The 16217-nt window shown below is 35.4% G+C and carries 15 protein-coding genes; 6 read left to right on the forward strand and 9 right to left on the reverse strand.

The genetic code is table 11. The features are described 5' to 3' along the window. Positions 1-219 precede the first annotated feature (219 nt). Entirely contained in the window at positions 220-1833 is a 1614-nt protein-coding gene (locus BM260_RS01530; protein WP_093534316.1) for an MFS transporter, read from the forward strand. Between the two features lie 1276 nt (positions 1834-3109). Here the strand turns inward: BM260_RS01530 and BM260_RS01540 are convergent. From BM260_RS01540 to BM260_RS18905, 3 genes are all read right to left on the reverse strand, one after another. Further along, a complete protein-coding gene (locus tag BM260_RS01540) occupies positions 3110-4000 on the reverse strand; it encodes an RsiV family protein (RefSeq protein WP_093534320.1) in 891 nt (296 codons plus the stop codon). Then, on the reverse strand, positions 3993-4511 hold the full coding sequence (locus BM260_RS01545; protein ID WP_093534322.1) for an RNA polymerase sigma factor: 519 nt from the start codon (positions 4509-4511) through the stop codon (positions 3993-3995). The genes BM260_RS01540 and BM260_RS01545 overlap by 8 nt, the downstream gene beginning before the upstream one ends. A 217-nt stretch (positions 4512-4728) precedes the next feature. Beyond that, the gene (locus BM260_RS18905) at positions 4729-4842 is read right to left on the reverse strand and encodes a transposase (protein WP_139219888.1); all 114 of its coding nucleotides are present in this window, start codon (positions 4840-4842) and stop codon (positions 4729-4731) included. A 1170-nt stretch (positions 4843-6012) separates the two neighbouring features. Between BM260_RS18905 and BM260_RS01555 the strand changes: the two genes are divergently transcribed. Together BM260_RS01555 and BM260_RS01560 are read left to right on the forward strand one after the other, a co-directional pair. After that, a complete protein-coding gene (locus BM260_RS01555) occupies positions 6013-6702 on the forward strand; it encodes a site-specific integrase (RefSeq protein WP_093534326.1) in 690 nt (229 codons plus the stop codon). Between the two features lie 174 nt (positions 6703-6876). After that, entirely contained in the window at positions 6877-8478 is a 1602-nt protein-coding gene (locus BM260_RS01560) for an ABC-F family ATP-binding cassette domain-containing protein (RefSeq protein ID WP_093534328.1), read from the forward strand. 241 nt (positions 8479-8719) lie between these two features. Here BM260_RS01560 and BM260_RS01565 read toward each other — a convergent pair whose 3' ends face one another. From BM260_RS01565 to BM260_RS01580, 4 genes are all read right to left on the reverse strand, one after another. Continuing rightward, entirely contained in the window at positions 8720-9223 is a 504-nt protein-coding gene (locus tag BM260_RS01565; protein ID WP_322788051.1) for a YkvA family protein, read from the reverse strand. Positions 9224-9419: 196 nt separating this feature from the next. After that, positions 9420-10241: an STAS domain-containing protein gene (locus BM260_RS01570; RefSeq protein WP_093534332.1), complete on the reverse strand. Its 822-nt coding sequence runs from the start codon at positions 10239-10241 to the stop codon at positions 9420-9422. A 127-nt stretch (positions 10242-10368) separates the two neighbouring features. Beyond that, positions 10369-10569, reverse strand: coding sequence for a cold-shock protein (locus BM260_RS01575; protein WP_093534334.1), 201 nt, complete (start codon positions 10567-10569; stop codon positions 10369-10371). A 184-nt stretch (positions 10570-10753) separates the two neighbouring features. Continuing rightward, positions 10754-11032: a DUF1033 family protein gene (locus BM260_RS01580; RefSeq protein WP_093534336.1), complete on the reverse strand. Its 279-nt coding sequence runs from the start codon at positions 11030-11032 to the stop codon at positions 10754-10756. Positions 11033-11186: 154 nt separating this feature from the next. Here BM260_RS01580 and BM260_RS01585 point away from each other — a divergent pair, with 154 nt between their 5' ends. The 3 genes from BM260_RS01585 (at position 11187) to BM260_RS01595 (ending at position 13520) form a co-directional block, all read left to right on the forward strand. After that, positions 11187-11468 (forward strand): acylphosphatase, encoded by a 282-nt coding sequence (locus BM260_RS01585; RefSeq protein WP_093534338.1) that lies wholly within the window; start codon positions 11187-11189, stop codon positions 11466-11468. A 218-nt stretch (positions 11469-11686) separates the two neighbouring features. Next, positions 11687-12364 (forward strand): 5-bromo-4-chloroindolyl phosphate hydrolysis family protein, encoded by a 678-nt coding sequence (locus tag BM260_RS01590; protein ID WP_093534340.1) that lies wholly within the window; start codon positions 11687-11689, stop codon positions 12362-12364. Further along, complete coding sequence (locus BM260_RS01595) at positions 12336-13520, forward strand: toxic anion resistance protein (protein WP_093534342.1); 1185 nt, start codon at positions 12336-12338, stop codon at positions 13518-13520. Before BM260_RS01590 ends, BM260_RS01595 begins: the two co-directional genes overlap by 29 nt. 103 nt (positions 13521-13623) lie before the next feature. On the opposite strand, the gene BM260_RS01600 is transcribed toward BM260_RS01595, so the two are convergent. After that, entirely contained in the window at positions 13624-14196 is a 573-nt protein-coding gene (locus BM260_RS01600; RefSeq protein ID WP_093534344.1) for a GNAT family N-acetyltransferase, read from the reverse strand. Between the two features lie 132 nt (positions 14197-14328). Beyond that, complete coding sequence (locus tag BM260_RS01605) at positions 14329-16212, reverse strand: vWA domain-containing protein (protein WP_093534346.1); 1884 nt, start codon at positions 16210-16212, stop codon at positions 14329-14331. Between the last annotated feature and the right edge of the window lie 5 nt (positions 16213-16217).

A 16217-nucleotide genomic window follows, 5' to 3' on the forward strand; every position in this document is an offset into this window, starting at 1 on the left:
CTTACAAATTTATGTATGGGCTTAAATACATGAACATTTCTAATTGTAGGACGAAGAAAACTGTGAGAAGGTATTCGGATTCAACCTGCTTGACAGACAGTGCTATGCCTTTTTACAAAAATTAGGGATATACGAACGTAGGAATAACTTTAAATTTGATTCAATATTACGATATGAGCGCTGTTTTGTTAAAATATATTAAATCGAAGGAGGAATTTTATGACAGAAAAGCAAAACGCATCACAAACCTGGGCTATTTGCCTCTTTTCCATCGGTGTATTTATGGCCGCACTTGATAACGGTATTATTAGTGCTGCTTTAACAACGATTAATCGATCATTCGATGTCGATGCAAACTGGGGAGCATGGGGTGTCACGCTTTACACACTTGGTTTGGCAATTAGTGTGCCGATTATCGGAAAACTTTCTGATCGATATGGACGCAAAAAATTATTTATTATTGAAATCGCCATTTTTGGTATTGGCTCATTACTCGTGGCTTTGAGTCCAAACTTTTCTTTTTATTTAATCGCTCGATTTATTCAAGCAATGGGTGGCGGCGGTATTTTCATTATTGGTAGCTCACATATATTAAGTACATTACCTGTCGAAAAACAAGGTAAGGCACTTGGGATGCTTGGTGGGATGAACGGTATTGCGGCCGTACTTGGACCCAATATCGGCAGTGTTTTATTAGACGTTACAGGTAGCTGGCATGTACTATTTTTAGTGAATGTACCTATTGCCATTGTGCTCGTTATTTTAGGCTTTATTAAACTAGATGAAACGAAAGATGTACAGCCTGGAAAACTCGATTTATTTGGAACTATTTTATTATCTTTAGCGATTTTAGGCATTATGTATGGACTGACAAATTTAGAAGGTGTTCACCTTTTAAAAAGCTTATTGCAACCAAATGTTTATGGCTATATCATTGCTGGTATTGTTCTTTTAATTGGTTTACTAGTACATGAAAATCGTCTTGAAAAGCGTGGTGGAGACCCGATTCTACCATTCCACTTGCTACGTCAACCGCCATACTTACTAACTTTAATGATTGGTGCATTTTCAGGTGCATTACTAGCCGGAATGATTTTCATCCCTGCATTTTCAGAGCAAGTACTTGGGATTGCATCTGAAAATGCAGGCTATTGGATGACACCACTAGCTCTTGCAGCTGGTTTGGGTGCTGGTTTAGGTGGCGTATTTACAGACAAACGCGGACCCATTTTTGCGGTCATCTTATCGAGTGTTATATCAGCAATAGGATTTTTATTATTCCCATTATGGATTGAAGTAAAATGGCAATTTATCATCTCTTCAATCATCGCTGGCTTTGGTATGGGGATTATTTTGGGTGCGCCATTAAATATGTTAGCAACTGAAAAATTACAAGCAAATAAAGGTACTGCTCTTGCAACATTATCATTAACAAGAACGCTTGGAATGACGCTGGCACCCACAATATACGCAGGCTTTATTGCTCGCGGCTACAATGAAATACCGGCATTATTCAAAACGGACTTCCCTGAAATTTTACAAGGTAATCTTGCAAAAGCAAATTTAAGTCAAGAAGGTGCGGCTGAGTTGCAACAACTAACAGCGCAAATGTCATCTGGTGCTTCTGCTAATACAGACATGACACAACTACTAAATCAAGTTCAAGATCCAACCTTAAAAGAGGTGTTATCTACTAGTGTGCAACAATTGACCACATTAGCGGCACAAAACGGTTACGGTGGCTTATTCACTAGTGCTGTAGTCATCGCAACTTGTATTTTGATCGTCACATTATTTTTAGCCCCACTTCGAAAAAAATCATTACAAGGCTAAAAAACTGTATGGCCAATTTCGGTCATACAGTTTTTCTTTTTGTGTGTAATAAAATCAAGTTTTTTTAAAAGCAGAATACTGATCTGGAACTAAAATTAATGACCTCGAGGATTCTTGAATTAATTTAGTCACTAAAACTTCAGAATACGGCTCTGTTAACGAAGTGTCCTGGAAAAAAGTATAGTCTACGTCCAATACCTTGCCTGTCCCATCCCCCTGGTGCTTTAATTCTAAGGATATCAGGTTGACCATTTATCCTTTCTAGTTCCCCCCTAGTCCAAGGGTAGCTGACATATAAAGCCTCTGTGTTGCAGACATAGTTAAACGCCAACTCGAAAATTATCGAAAATGGTGTAAAAAACACTTTTTTCATATGGTCAAATGTTAAATGATGATACATTCGTTTTTATAAGTGACCATGGAGTTGGACCTATTTCTAATTTTAAACGACCACTTGATAGAAGTTTAGATAGAACAGCACTCCCAAAAATAACTTTGCACGGTTTAGACATACCCAAAGTTAAAAGTAACTCCTGAAAGATAGAACTAGAATCTGTTTGCTGTTTCAGTCAAAGCTTAAACGCATATGGGGCTTATTTTGGGGTTGGCATTAACTGAAATACGTTGAAACCCTATAAAATCAAGGATTTGTAGAATTCGTTCCTATTTCATGCTATAACATTTTTAGATAGGATTAAGTGATTAAATTTCATGAAAACCTTGTTATACCAACTATCTGATGGTTTTTCAGTCAAATGAATCAATGTAGGATAAAGCATTAAAAAGCAGTTTACTGGGGCTTAAGGGTAATAACGTCCTTTTTTCCTTTTTTTAGTTACTTACCAAAGATGCATGAAATACCTAGAAAGTTTAGACTTGAATCAATTTCATAAGTCAGTTTTTTCAAAAGCGTAGGCATCGCCCATTTTCATTTGGGTTCGATGGGTGCGTCTTGAATAAGCACATCGAGCGGTGTATATAGTAGATGCTTGATTTCTTTTTCAAAGATCGTTTTATTCGCTTCTTTTTTAGCCTTTTCGCTGAGCCAGGCTTCACGTTCTTATTTTGATTTACGATCACGCTTTTAGGGTGGAGCTTGCTTTTCTTTTTCAGAAGGTATCGCTTCGTCATATGATTCGTAGTGTGTGGTATCGATAGCAATGTGCTCCCCTTTGATTGTTTTTTCATGCGTAAAATTGCGTGAAAATTCCAGCAAATATTAAGGGACCCTAAATAATGGCACTGTCCCATATGAAATGAGATAGTGCCATTTTTATTAATGAATGTACTCGTTACTTACAAGGACATCTTGTAATAAATCTGTCGGGATTTCAAATTCTACAACACCCATATAGCCTGGTGCAACTTCGTATTTGTCGAAAGAAATAACGAGCTTGCCGCTATCGGTAATATAGAATTCTTGCTTAGCATCAATGGCTGTGAAATCGTAAAACAACTCTTCATCGGCAATACCTGCACCTTTAACCCAGTAAATTTTTTCTTGATTTGATGCAAGCATTTCTGCCCGCATCTGTTCTTTGATATTTTCGCTTATAACGTTAACATAGGCGTCGTCTTTAAAGAGTATTGGCAGGCTAAATAAAATCTCATTTTTCTTATCAATAGTGTCGTATTGCATGACTGTAGAAGAAGAACCAACTGTTTCCACTACGTAGCGACCAATTGACAAAATTTGGTCAGTATCTGTTTTGATGTCGTAGCCACTGTCAACACCTACATGTCCACCGCCATTCGCTTTTAAATCATCGACTTCTGCGATGAATTCTTCATAAAGGGCTTTGCCTTCTGCACGGTACTTCTCATTTATCGTGTTTGCTAACTCTTTATCTTCTAGATTTTCAATGGAAGGGACTTCAATGTTCGCATCGTATGTTTCCTCTGACACCTCATATTCTGTCCACGTTAATACTTTTACGACACTACCAACAACCGGGATGTCTGCAAGCGTACGTGCCATCGCTGGGCTAATATTTAAACTAACTGTAAAGAGCATTGCCGCAGCGGCTGTCCCAAATAACCACAGATGTGAGCGTCTTTTCTTTTTCTTTCCTTGCTTTAACGTATTTTCCACGATAAAGTCTAACTCCTTTGGTATTGGCACATTTTCATATTGTTTTTGTAAATCCTTTAATTTTTTATCATTCATGTGTCATTTCTCCTTCTGTATCTTGCAGTTGAATTTTAAGTATTTTTAACGCTTTATAAAGACGTGATTTAGTCGTACTGAGATTAATGCCGAGAATATTTGCCACATCAGCAAGTTTTAAGTCTTCGAAATAATGCAAAATGATGATTTCACGGTACATTTGTGGCAGTTCAGCTAAAGCGTACTCTAAGTCAACGTTTTCGTATTTATCCTCTTGTGCGGGGGTTAAGTAATGAAGTGTTTCATCATCCATGACTTGTGAACGTTTATGCTTGCGTAAAAAATCGATGGCAGTACGCACGACGATTTTATAAAACCAGCTTTTCATATATTCGACTTTTTCGATGTTGTTGAGTGCAATCATCGCTTTTTGAATGCTGTCCTGTACGACATCGAGTGCATCTTGCTCGTTTTTCGTATAGCTATAAGCTAGCAAATAAAAACGTTCCTTATTTTCACGTATGAACTGGATAAATACCTCATCCTGTTGCAATGCATTTCTGGTTTTCATATATAAAGAAGCTCCTTTTTAACAATTTCACTTGTATACAACTACTAGACGTATGAAGGGGTGAAAAAGTTGATACCAAATAAATCGGTTCTAAATCAAATGTTGGGGAGCTGTAAATTTGCTGCACCTTAACCCAATGAACCCCGATTTCTTTATACTTTAAATTTAATAAGGTTTTTGCTCTAAAGTGATCGAAACAACGAAAGCTGTACGCTTTTCATTCCATCACTTTTATTTTGTTATTAATCCATTCCAAAAAGCCGTTAGAATGCCCAAAACTAAAGCTACTTAAAATTTCAATTTGCCAGTTTTTTAAAGGTTTAAGTCGCATTTAAGAAGGCTTTCTAAAGATACAACATTAGGTGAAGTAGAAACGATATTATCTACGCTATTTCAAGAAGTTGAAAATGGTTATAAAAATCCAGAGCAATATGTGGGTAAAATCACGATTCGAGCAAAGAGGGAAAATAGTGAAGTAGTATATTTAGGTTAGAAGGTTTGTTGAACGAAAGGCTAGCTTTAATTGAAGAGCATTAAGCTGCTTAGGCAGCTCTTTTCTTATTGAACTAAAGAGGTAGCGCGACAAGTTTTGTAAAAGCACTAATGTGTGAAAAAACAAGGGATTTCTTCGGTAGTCCTAACTTTATAACCGAGGATAGGAATGATAAAACCCAGTATTTTGAAACTCTATCCCATTGATACTCCCGCATGCGTCATAATAGACAGATTATGGGGTGTGATGCTCAGGTGAAGTCGGCAGAACAAAGGCTGAAGCCACTCCTCACGGAAAAGGTATGCCAATGGATATGCCGGATGGCTGAAAAACTAAATACTATTAATTACTCCACTTCTCCATATCCCCCATTTCCACTTTCATTGTTCCTTCATGTTCGTTTTTGATTTCAATCTTGTCACGCCATCCCTTCGGGTTTCGATTCTTTAGCAAAATATTTGTGCTGTAACGACTGGGGCTTGTGACTTCACAACACGTTTTACTATAACGATTTCTCCATCTTGGCTCTTCCTCTCTCCTCTTCATCAAAAGCTCTAAAGAACTGTGCAACGTGTTTCTTGTAGAATGATTGCAGGAAAAGAAAAATTCGGCAGAAGTTTCTGTATTAGAACTCTACTGTATAATAGCTACATTTTGTAGGGTATAATCCCAAAATGACATTAATAAAAGAGCTTGTTCATAACAAGCTCTCAGACTGTAGACAAACTCGATAAATTTAGAGTTTATCTACAGTCTTTTTTCTTTTAAAATAGAATTAGTATTTTTCGAATTAGGGTTAGTTGATTTTCGTTTCGGCGGACGCTTTCCGCGGGCCTGGCTCAAGCCTCCTCGTCGCAAGCTCCTGCGGGATCTCGAGACTCGGGCTGTTCCCGCAGGAATCGCCGCCTACACTACAATCAACTACTTTCTAAATAAACATGAGGTGAATGGATATGATGACTAAAAATCAATACGTTGAACGCGATCAAATAGAGATGATTACGATTGATGAACTTGTACCACAAGATCATCTTGTTACAACAATTAGATAAGTTAACTTACGAACGTGCTTTTATAAACAAGTTGGAAGGAAGTTACAACGCTAGCTCTATTCGTCAATGGCATAACATTTTTAAAATTGCTATCAATGCATCGGTCGAAAATGAAATACTTCCACGTAATCGATTCAAGAAAGTATCTATTGTATCGAATGAAGATGAAGTTAAAAATAATTACCTTACATCTTCACAACTAGTCACGCTTATAAATGATGCAAAGAAAAATGAATCCATTACAAATTATAGTTTTCTTTTGGTTGTCGCTTATACTGGTGTTCGCCGTGGGGAAGCAATGGGACTTATGTGGAAAAATATCGATTTTAAAAATAAAACAATTAAAATCGAACGTACTAGAGACCATTTTGGTGAGCGCAAACCGAAGACCAAAAATTCTTACAGAACCATTTTAGTAGATGACTTTGTTATACAGCAACTAGAAAATTATCAAAAATGGTGTAAAAAAACACTTTGTTCTTACGGGCAAATGTTAAACAATGATACGTTCGTTTTTATAAGTGACCATGGTGCTGGACCTATTTCTAATTTTAAACGACCACTTGATAGAAGTTTAGATAGTACAGCACTCCCAAAAATAACTTTACACGGTTTAGACATACCCAAAGTTAAAAGTAACTCCTGAAAGATAGAACTAGAATCTGTTTGCTTGTTCAGTCAAAGCTTAAATGCATATGGGGCTGATTTTGGGGTTGGCATTAACTGAAATACGTTGAAACCCTATAAAATCAAGGATTTGTAGAATTCGTTCCTATTTCGTGCTATAATAAGTTCATTGTGAATTTTAGGAGGTACTAGCATGATTGCAGTAAGTAACATAAGTCTTCGTTTTGGTGACCGTAAGTTATTCGAAGACGTAAATATAAAGTTTACACCAGGAAACTGTTATGGATTGATTGGTGCAAATGGAGCAGGTAAGTCAACATTTATCAAAATTTTGTCTGGTGAAATTGAGGCCCAAGAAGGCAATGTCATTATGAACCCAGATGAACGTTTAGCAATTTTAAAACAAAATCACTTCGAATACGAAGAATACAATGTTTTAGAAACAGTTATGATGGGACACAAACGTTTATATGAAGTAATGAATGAGAAAAATGCTATCTACATGAAAGAAGACTTTTCAGATGAAGATGGTATGCGTGCAGCCGAACTAGAAGGTGAATTTGCTGACTTAAATGGTTGGGAAGCTGAATCTGAAGCAGCAATACTTTTACAAGGTCTTGGTATTCCAGATGAAATGCACCAAAAGAAAATGGCTGACTTAACTGGATCTGAAAAAGTAAAAGTTCTTTTATCTCAAGCTCTTTTTGGTAAACCCGATGTACTATTACTGGATGAGCCTACTAACCATTTAGATATTAAAGCTATTCAGTGGTTGGAAGATTTCCTTATTAACTTCGATAATACTGTTATCGTTGTATCCCATGACCGTCATTTCTTAAACAAAGTATGTACGCATATTGCGGATTTAGATTTCAGTAAAATTCAAGTTTATGTAGGAAACTATGATTTCTGGTATGAGTCAAGTCAACTTGCTGGCAAATTAGCTTCCGATCAAAATAGTAAAAAAGAAGAAAAAATTAAAGAGCTACAAGCATTTATTGCTCGATTTAGTGCCAATGCCTCTAAATCGAAACAAGCAACTTCTCGTAAGAAAATGCTAGACAAAATAGAACTAGATGATATCAGACCATCATCGCGTAAATATCCATATGTAAACTTCTCGATGAAACGTGAAATCGGGAATGATGTATTACAAGTTCAAAATTTAGGTCATTCTACTGAAGACAAAAACCTCTTCTCTAACTTCAGCTTTACGTTGAACAAAGAAGACAAGATTATTCTTCTTGGAGATGAATTAGCGAAATCTGCATTGTTACGTATACTTGCGGAGGAAGAAGAACCAAAAGAAGGTTCCGTACGTTGGGGTGTTACTACAACGCGTGCCTACTTCCCGCTTGATAACGCTAAATACTTTGAAGGCAATGAGCCATCATTAGTAGATTGGTTACGCCAATATTCACCTGATGATGAAAGTGAAACATTCCTACGTGGATTCCTAGGCCGTATGCTTTTCTCAGGAGAAGAAGTGAAGAAAAAACCTTCTGTTCTTTCAGGTGGAGAAAAAGTACGTTGTATGCTTTCTAAAATGATGCTTTCCGAATCGAATGTATTATTACTAGATGAACCAACGAATCACTTGGATCTTGAGTCTATTCAAGCATTGAATAATGGTCTTACATTATTCAAAGGCGCAATGATCTTCACATCGCATGATCACCAGTTCATTCAAACAATTGCTAATCGCGTAATTGAAATCCGTGAAGATGGGTCTATCTTAGATAAACAATTGTCTTATGATGAGTTCTTAGAGTGGAAAGATACACAAAACTTATAATACCTAATAATAGAGTACAGGATGATGACAATATGTCATGTTCCTGTACTCTTTTTTATTATTATAAAAAGAGTACAGATTATGGGGACAATACTTTTCTTAACTTGATATGTTTTCTCTTATCCCCCCTACAATACATGATATAAGGTTGACTAGTTCAGAATATTAACACATCAAAAAAGCACTGCTATATTATATAGCAATGCATTTTTATAAGGGATTTGGAACTTTCCTGGGTGGATTAACTTTTAACTGCAGTGCCCTTTTTAGAAGTTTTAATAAAACGACCAAGTAGAGATCTTGTCGGCAATTTTCCAAGTAAGGAATCACTCGTTTCCGAAACCTTCTTCAATACGTTTAGTAGTTTGTCATCTCCAGCCCAATGTTCTTCAATCATTTCAGGGGAAAATTTGTTCAATAACATATTTACTACAAAAGTAGCTACAATAATATCATCGATAAAACCACCTGGTCCTATTAAACCTTCAGGTAATATGTCTACTGGCGTGATGAAATACAATATACCACTACCAACGAGTGTTTTACTCTTCGCATCTATGCGGTCATCAAACATCGATTTTACTAATAAGTGAAATAAATCAGGAGCAAATAGAAGATATGGAGTAAACTTTCCTGCTTTACCTGATTTACTTTCTACATAATCAGTAACTTTAGATCGTAGTTTTATATAGAAGTCTTGTTGCTCCTCGTAAGTTGGTAATTCTTTTTTAAGTTCTACATTCATAGTCATAGCCCCTCTCTCTCTTCACTATACCAAAAATAAGACCATTTGAAACATTATAGGCTTTTCTATGTTCTATTCCTAAAGAATCAGAAGCTAGAAAAACAATAAATACTCTTCTAGTAGTATTTATTTCAAGTGTTTTTCTCCAATAAAAATAAAAGAAGCTTCGGATCTAAGCCCCGAATCCCCCTCTCCTTTACTTGACTAAATACTCGTTTAACGCTTGTTGTAACGTTGCAAAGGTTTTAGTATCATCATCAAATTTAACGCCTAATTGAATCATTTGTCTCACAACATCCGGTCTTAAACCGGTAATAACGGTGCCACAGCCCATCATCGAAGTACCATAGATAATTTTCAGTAAATGGTCTATTACTTCTGTTTCCATTTCAGATATACCTGAGAGATCCATTATTAACGTTTGTATATGTAAACGGCCAATCTCTGTTAGTACTTTTTCTTCTAAAATACTTGTTCTAAAAGTATCTACTGAGCCAATTAACGGCAAAATACAAATAGAGGGTGTAATTGGAATTATAGGAACTGAAAGGGCTTCAACCACTTTACGTTGGGAAGAAATTAAAGCATCCTTATAAGTCGAATAGTTGATAAAAAACTCATTTAAAAAATAATCTATTTGATTATTAATTTGCTTTTCTAACTCAAAGAACGAATCAATAGAAATCGGTTGTATGTCATTATTGTACTTTTGAATAAAGATCCACAAAGTTCTTCTAATGGCCTGGATCCATTCTAATTTAAAAGATAGCGTCAAAGAAAACGTTGCCCATGCAATGCCTTCCTGCTTTGCAAAAGCACTCAAATCTTTCGTATTTTCATCAATAATATAATGTGTCAGAGTATGAGCGTTATTGATTAGATCTATATCTCCAACTCTTAATATATCATTTATCTTATCTTTAACATTAACAGCCTGGTTTAATAAATATTGTTCAAAATTATCTTTGTTTTCTTCTAAATAATGTTTTAAGTTAAGATCCAGTGTTAATCTGTCCAAAGTAGTTCCCCCTAAAATAGTAAACTCTATTTTTTATACCCAAATGTAATCTAATTAAACTCACTTTTAAATTAAATTAGAAGGACTATAAAAAGAAGCACATCCTAAAGGTGTGCTTCTTAAGGGACTATAGTTTTGTAACGTTAGCTGCTTGAGGTCCGCGGTTCCCTTCGACTACTTCAAATTCAACTTTTTGACCTTCTTCAAGTGATTTGAAACCATCACCTTGGATTGCTGAGAAGTGAACGAATACATCATTTTCCCCCTCTACTTCGATAAAACCAAATCCTTTTTCTGCGTTAAACCATTTCACTGTACCTTGTTTCATACTATTACCTCCAAAAAATTAATCAATACGTGAAAAAATTCACATATTCCATGAAGTACCGATTTCACATCGATCACTTCATAGGATATGTGAATCATTAGTACGGATTTTCACTTTAAATTGTAAATTAATTATAGCATTGGTACTGATTTAGTCAATGAGTATTTTCATAATTCTAAATAGTTCAGGTAATTTCATTCCATATTAAACCATGATATATTTGCAAATCATCATCACATGATTCACAAAAACATACTTCTTTTTCTGACCAAAAAGCCCAGTATTTCTCATCCTTCACTTTTTCTTTTGGAAATTTCCCTCGTAATTCCACTAGTTTCTCATTTAAATAGGATTGGGCATCTGCTTGTGTTTCAAAAGTATGCTTTTCTACAATATGCTGCTCCCAACCTTCAAAAAGCCACCACGGTTCATAGTCTGCCTTCATATAAATTACTTCGAACATAGACATCGCCTCTAACATTTTTTATTAACTCATATTTTACTGCTCCTATATAAAATGTCTACTTAAATGCCTAGCAATTTTATAAATTGAATATTCCTACTTTTTCAGTTAAATTATAGATAACACTATTATAAACAAGTTAGGAGACTATGCTATGAAAAAGCGGGCTTATATTCAAATGCATGGTGATGTGGATGGAGTAGGCTTTAGATTTTTAGTGAAACAAAAAGCTCAATCACTTGGATTGAAAGGTAGTTGCAAACAAACAGAAGACAAACTCATTCATATTCATATTGAAGGCAATATTCAACAGTTGGAGGAGTTTTTGGAGTATATTCAAAAAGGAGTATCTCCTTTATCCCAGACAAATGCTTATCGAATGGAATTATTTGATGAACTAAAAGGTTATACTTCGATGGAGTCAGATATTGTTTAATATTTGTAGGAAATGAAACTTTCTGCTGATTGAATCGTATATAGTAGTATAGAAAAAGTGAAACTTCTATCGTAGGATCGGTTCACCCACAAAAAGTGTAAATTGAACCATTCGGGTTTTTACAGGCAGTTTTCTCCCCCTTATGCCAGTTAGTTATATAGCCCAAGCCATTAAGAGGGAGATACTGCCCGTTAATACCGGAAAAAGGAGGTAACATCATGAGTGAACTACTGCAAACCTTCATACGACATTGCTTAAATTTCCCTATCATGATTACTTCGTGGTTTGTTTTCTTTTTTCCATTCGAGAGTGGATTTTTATGGAGCTCCGTTTTTGCTATAGGAGTATATATTGTTTCTAACTTTTCGATAAAGAAAATTCAACAGAGAAGAATTATGAAAAAACATCAAATGACTCTTTCTGAGTATTTCCATATCCAACAACAATTAAAAGAAGCAAATAAAAAGATAAAAGCTTTAAATAGTCTGTATCTGAAAGTTCGTTCAATCAGTTCATTTAAACAATTATTCGAAATGAATCGATTAGCAAAAAGGATTATTTCACTTGTAAGATCTAACCCTAAAAAGTTCTACCAAGCTGAAAAGTTCTTTTATGCACATTTAGATTCAGCAGTAGAACTAACATCAAAGTATACTTTATTAGTTTCCCAACCGGTGAAGAATAAAGATATGAAATTAGCTTTGCAAGATACGCGAGAGACATTAGAATCTATCAACACAGTTATGGAAGAAGATTTACAAAGTGTCTTAGCCTCTGATGTAGAGCTACTTAAAATGGAGTTAGATTTTGCTAAATTATCCGTTAAACAAACAGAAAAACCTTTATATTTAAAAGGAGAATCCGAAAATGAGCGAAAAGATATCAAATACAAGTGAAGATATATTAATGGACGAACTATTATCCAGTCCTTTTAACCTAGATACTACTAAGCCACAAGCCATTACAGAAACAGAAGCAGCCCCGACTAAACTGATCGATCGACTTTCGGAAGCTGAGCAACAAAAAGCTCGACAATTAGCTGACCAAATACCAGCTGGTGACTACGAAGCGATTCTAACCTACGGTGCAAACGCACAATCTGAGCTTACCCGTTTTTCTCATCAGATGTTAGATCATGTGCAAAAAAAAGATATCGGACCTGTTGGAGATATATTAAGTGATTTGATGCGCAAATTATCCGAGATTAATCCCGAAGAACTATCTACGGAGAAAAAATCAGGTATTAAAAAATTATTTAGTCGTGTCAATCGCTCCGTCCAGGAGGTAATGACAAAATATCAGAAGCTTAGTACACAAGTAGATCGTATTGGCATTCAGCTAGAACATTCTAAAAGAGGACTTGTGGAAGATGTTCAAATGCTAAACAAACTTTACGATCAAAACAAAACGTATTTCCAAGCATTAAATGTATATATTGCTGCTGCAGAGTTAAAAAAGGATGACATAGTAAATGTAACTATTCCGGAGTTACGACGAAAAGCAGAATTATCCAACGATCAAATGGCTTATCAAGAAGTCAATGATATGGCACAATTCGTAGATCGTTTAGAAAAAAGAGTGTATGATCTACAGTTATCTCGTCAAATTACGATACAGAGTGCACCACAAATCCGTATGATTCAACAAACCAACCAAACGCTTGCCGAAAAAATTCAATCATCTATTATGACATCTATCCCGCTTTGGAAAAACCAAATTGCTATTGCTTTAACTTTAAATCGTCAGCAAAAAGCAGTAGCTGCACAAAAGCAAGTAACGCAGACGACGAATGATTTATTATTGAAAAATTCGGAGATGTTAAAAGTGAATAGTATTGAAACGGCAAAAGAAAATGAACGAGGCATTGTAGAAATTGATACATTGAAGAAAACACAAGAAAATTTACTACAAACAATCGAAGAAACGATGCGTATTCAAGCTGATGGTCGTGTAAAACGAAAAGCAGCAGAAATAGAAATTGGTCGTATGGAAGAAGAACTAAAACAACGTCTACTACTAATTGCTGACCAATCTAAAAACCGTTCTTCCTAAGAATATTATATGGAGCAGTAAAGAATAGATTACCACAACAAAAAGAATTCATTTTAAATCACATTTGATTTAAAATGAATTCTTTTTTAAGTCGCAAGACCCTTTAGTAAGGCTTCAGCATATTTTTCTTATCCTCATCATTAAATACTAATACCTCATGAGAAGCATCATAAGAATCACCATAAAAATGTTCATCTTTATACGTGTGGATATTTTCATATGTCCATTTCATAGCTTCATAAATGGCATACTCATCTTGGTCTGTTGGGGACCAGTATAAAATTTCCAAAATGGTATTTTCTCCAGTTGCTAGAGAACGCCGTGAGTATCCTATGCGAGTAGCGTGTTTGAATTCTTCACGTGCATAAAATTTTAGACGCTTCTCAGAATCAGAGTCATCATAGTTAACAGGTTCTACTTCTAATAGTATGACCTTATTCTTTTCTTTTAATTGACTCAATAATTTCCGACCTAGGCCTTCTCCACGAGCTTCTTTAGAAACAAATAGATAGTCTACAAAAATGAAGTTTTCAAACTCCACGTACATCAATACATGCTTTGGTCCCTCGTCTTTTATATAGATATCTTCTTTATCCGTCAAAAGTGTTTCCATATGAACGCGAGATTTCATTTCATCCACTGGAAAATATTGATTAAGCTTTTCATACCAATTCATGTGTAATAGTTCTCCTTTCAAAATTATATTTTGCTCGGAGGTTTGTTTTAAATAGGAACAAGTTGCCGAAAAAAATCCTCGAGTATATTTATTCCCTATTTAAAGGTTCATAAACATGTTATAAGGATTCTTTTAAGAACTTTGCACAACCAGATGTAGCATCTTCCGAAGTAATCGAAGTGTTTCCTCTGAAAATTTTTCTAATGAAGACGCAGTGGCAGACTTTTTATCAAAGATTAAACGAAACAAGTTTAATTGTTCTTCTGTTGCTTCCCGATCATTCAAAAACAAATGTAAAACGTTGATACCAAGTTGCTCCTGCTCTAACACTGCTTCTGCTGTATCCATAATACCATTTTGGGCATAACCAAATGCAGAAGGCTCTCCATCTGAAAATACAAGTAGAAACTTATGAGCCTCTGCTCTATTTTCTAATCGTTTACCCATCCATCTGATGGCAAATCCGTCTCTATTGTCTTCATGTGCTTCCATGGAAAGAATATCCAAACCATTATCTTTTTGCCCATCTTCTAACTTGTGAATCCATTCAAATGCATTTGGTTGAGAGGTTTCCGTCGCTTCATAAGCATCTTCATAATGGAGGACAATTTCATGGGTAATTTTTAGTTCTCTTAATACATCATGAAATAGTAAAACAGCTTTTTTTGTTTCCTCCATTTTATCCTGCATGGAAGCTGATCCATCGACTAACAGACCAAAAACAGCATCTAATTGAATACTTGGCGCATTTTTTTTATAAAAGGGTTTTGGTCTTTCATCTGTCCAAATAGCCGTTAGCTTTGTAGATAACCTACCCTTTGTTAAGTTCGTACGCTTATCTACTCGCTTTTGTTCTAATCGTTTTTTCATTTCCTGTACAAATGCTTTTAGATAAGGTGCATGGTCTTGTCGATATTTGTATAGGAGATGTTGGTTTTCGGAAATACTCTTAATCGCAATACGCTTTTCCTGATACATCACATTTGTATGTTCTTTTCCGAAGGACTTACCAGCTTTTTTTAAGTCACTGGATTGGTCATTAGTGGACTGATCCACCTGACCTTCCTTGCTATTCCCACTTGATTGACCTTTACCGGTCATCGTAATTTCGTGCCCTTCCTGTCCTTCCTCCGCTTCTATTGCTTGTTGTGCTTTCCCATCTCTGCCGTGCTCTAGTTCATATTGAAGATGCACACCATTTTCTTGTTCATTTTCTCGGTGCCAGGTTCTAAATATCTCTTCAATCGTATCTTTTTCACCTTCCTCACCACGTTCTGAATCTTTAGCCCCTTGATGATAGTGAAAGTCTTTGGATGCTACCCGTGTGTACGATATAATTGCATAATATTGTAGCAGGCTATCCTCATTTATATATTCGTTTAAAAGAAAATATAGCTGATAGGCCAAATCAATAGATTGTTGAGTATTTTTAGATTCATATACTTTTTGAATGATACTATTTGTCACAGAAAATATATCTGGACCTGTTACATACATCGTACCTTCATACAGACAAATATATAAATAACTTATAAAAGCGTCCGCTAAAAAACCTTTTTGAACATTTACTCGAAGTTGCTGTTTGTGAAATTCTAAATAAGTATGAATACGAATTGTAAATACTTTTTGCGTACCTATTCTTTTTTTCTGAATCATTTCAACCATACGAAATTCTTCCAAACAAAATAGTAACTGATCCATGAATTTAGTTAAGCTAGTCGGTTTTTCCTCCTGAAACTGCTGCCATTTCATCACGTCAAAGGACTTCCAAAACCCTTCTGCCATCAAGAAAATGTCAGAAATTCTGCCTGCATGCATCACATGCTTCTCACGATGTCTCCAAAACACACTTAAGGAAATTATTTGATCCGCTGGTTGAAATTCGATCAGTTTACGCTCATTAATCGCTAATAATGTATTTTTGGTTAAAGCTTTAGCAACATTTTCGTAATGCATGAGTTGCCTAGCATCTATCGTTTCATTATTGAACTGTATAAAACGGTCAACTGAAGCCATTTATC

Origin of the sequence: Psychrobacillus psychrotolerans (assembly GCF_900115805.1) — a bacterium.
In the GTDB taxonomy this organism is placed as follows: Bacteria; Bacillota; Bacilli; order Bacillales_A; family Planococcaceae; genus Psychrobacillus; species Psychrobacillus psychrotolerans.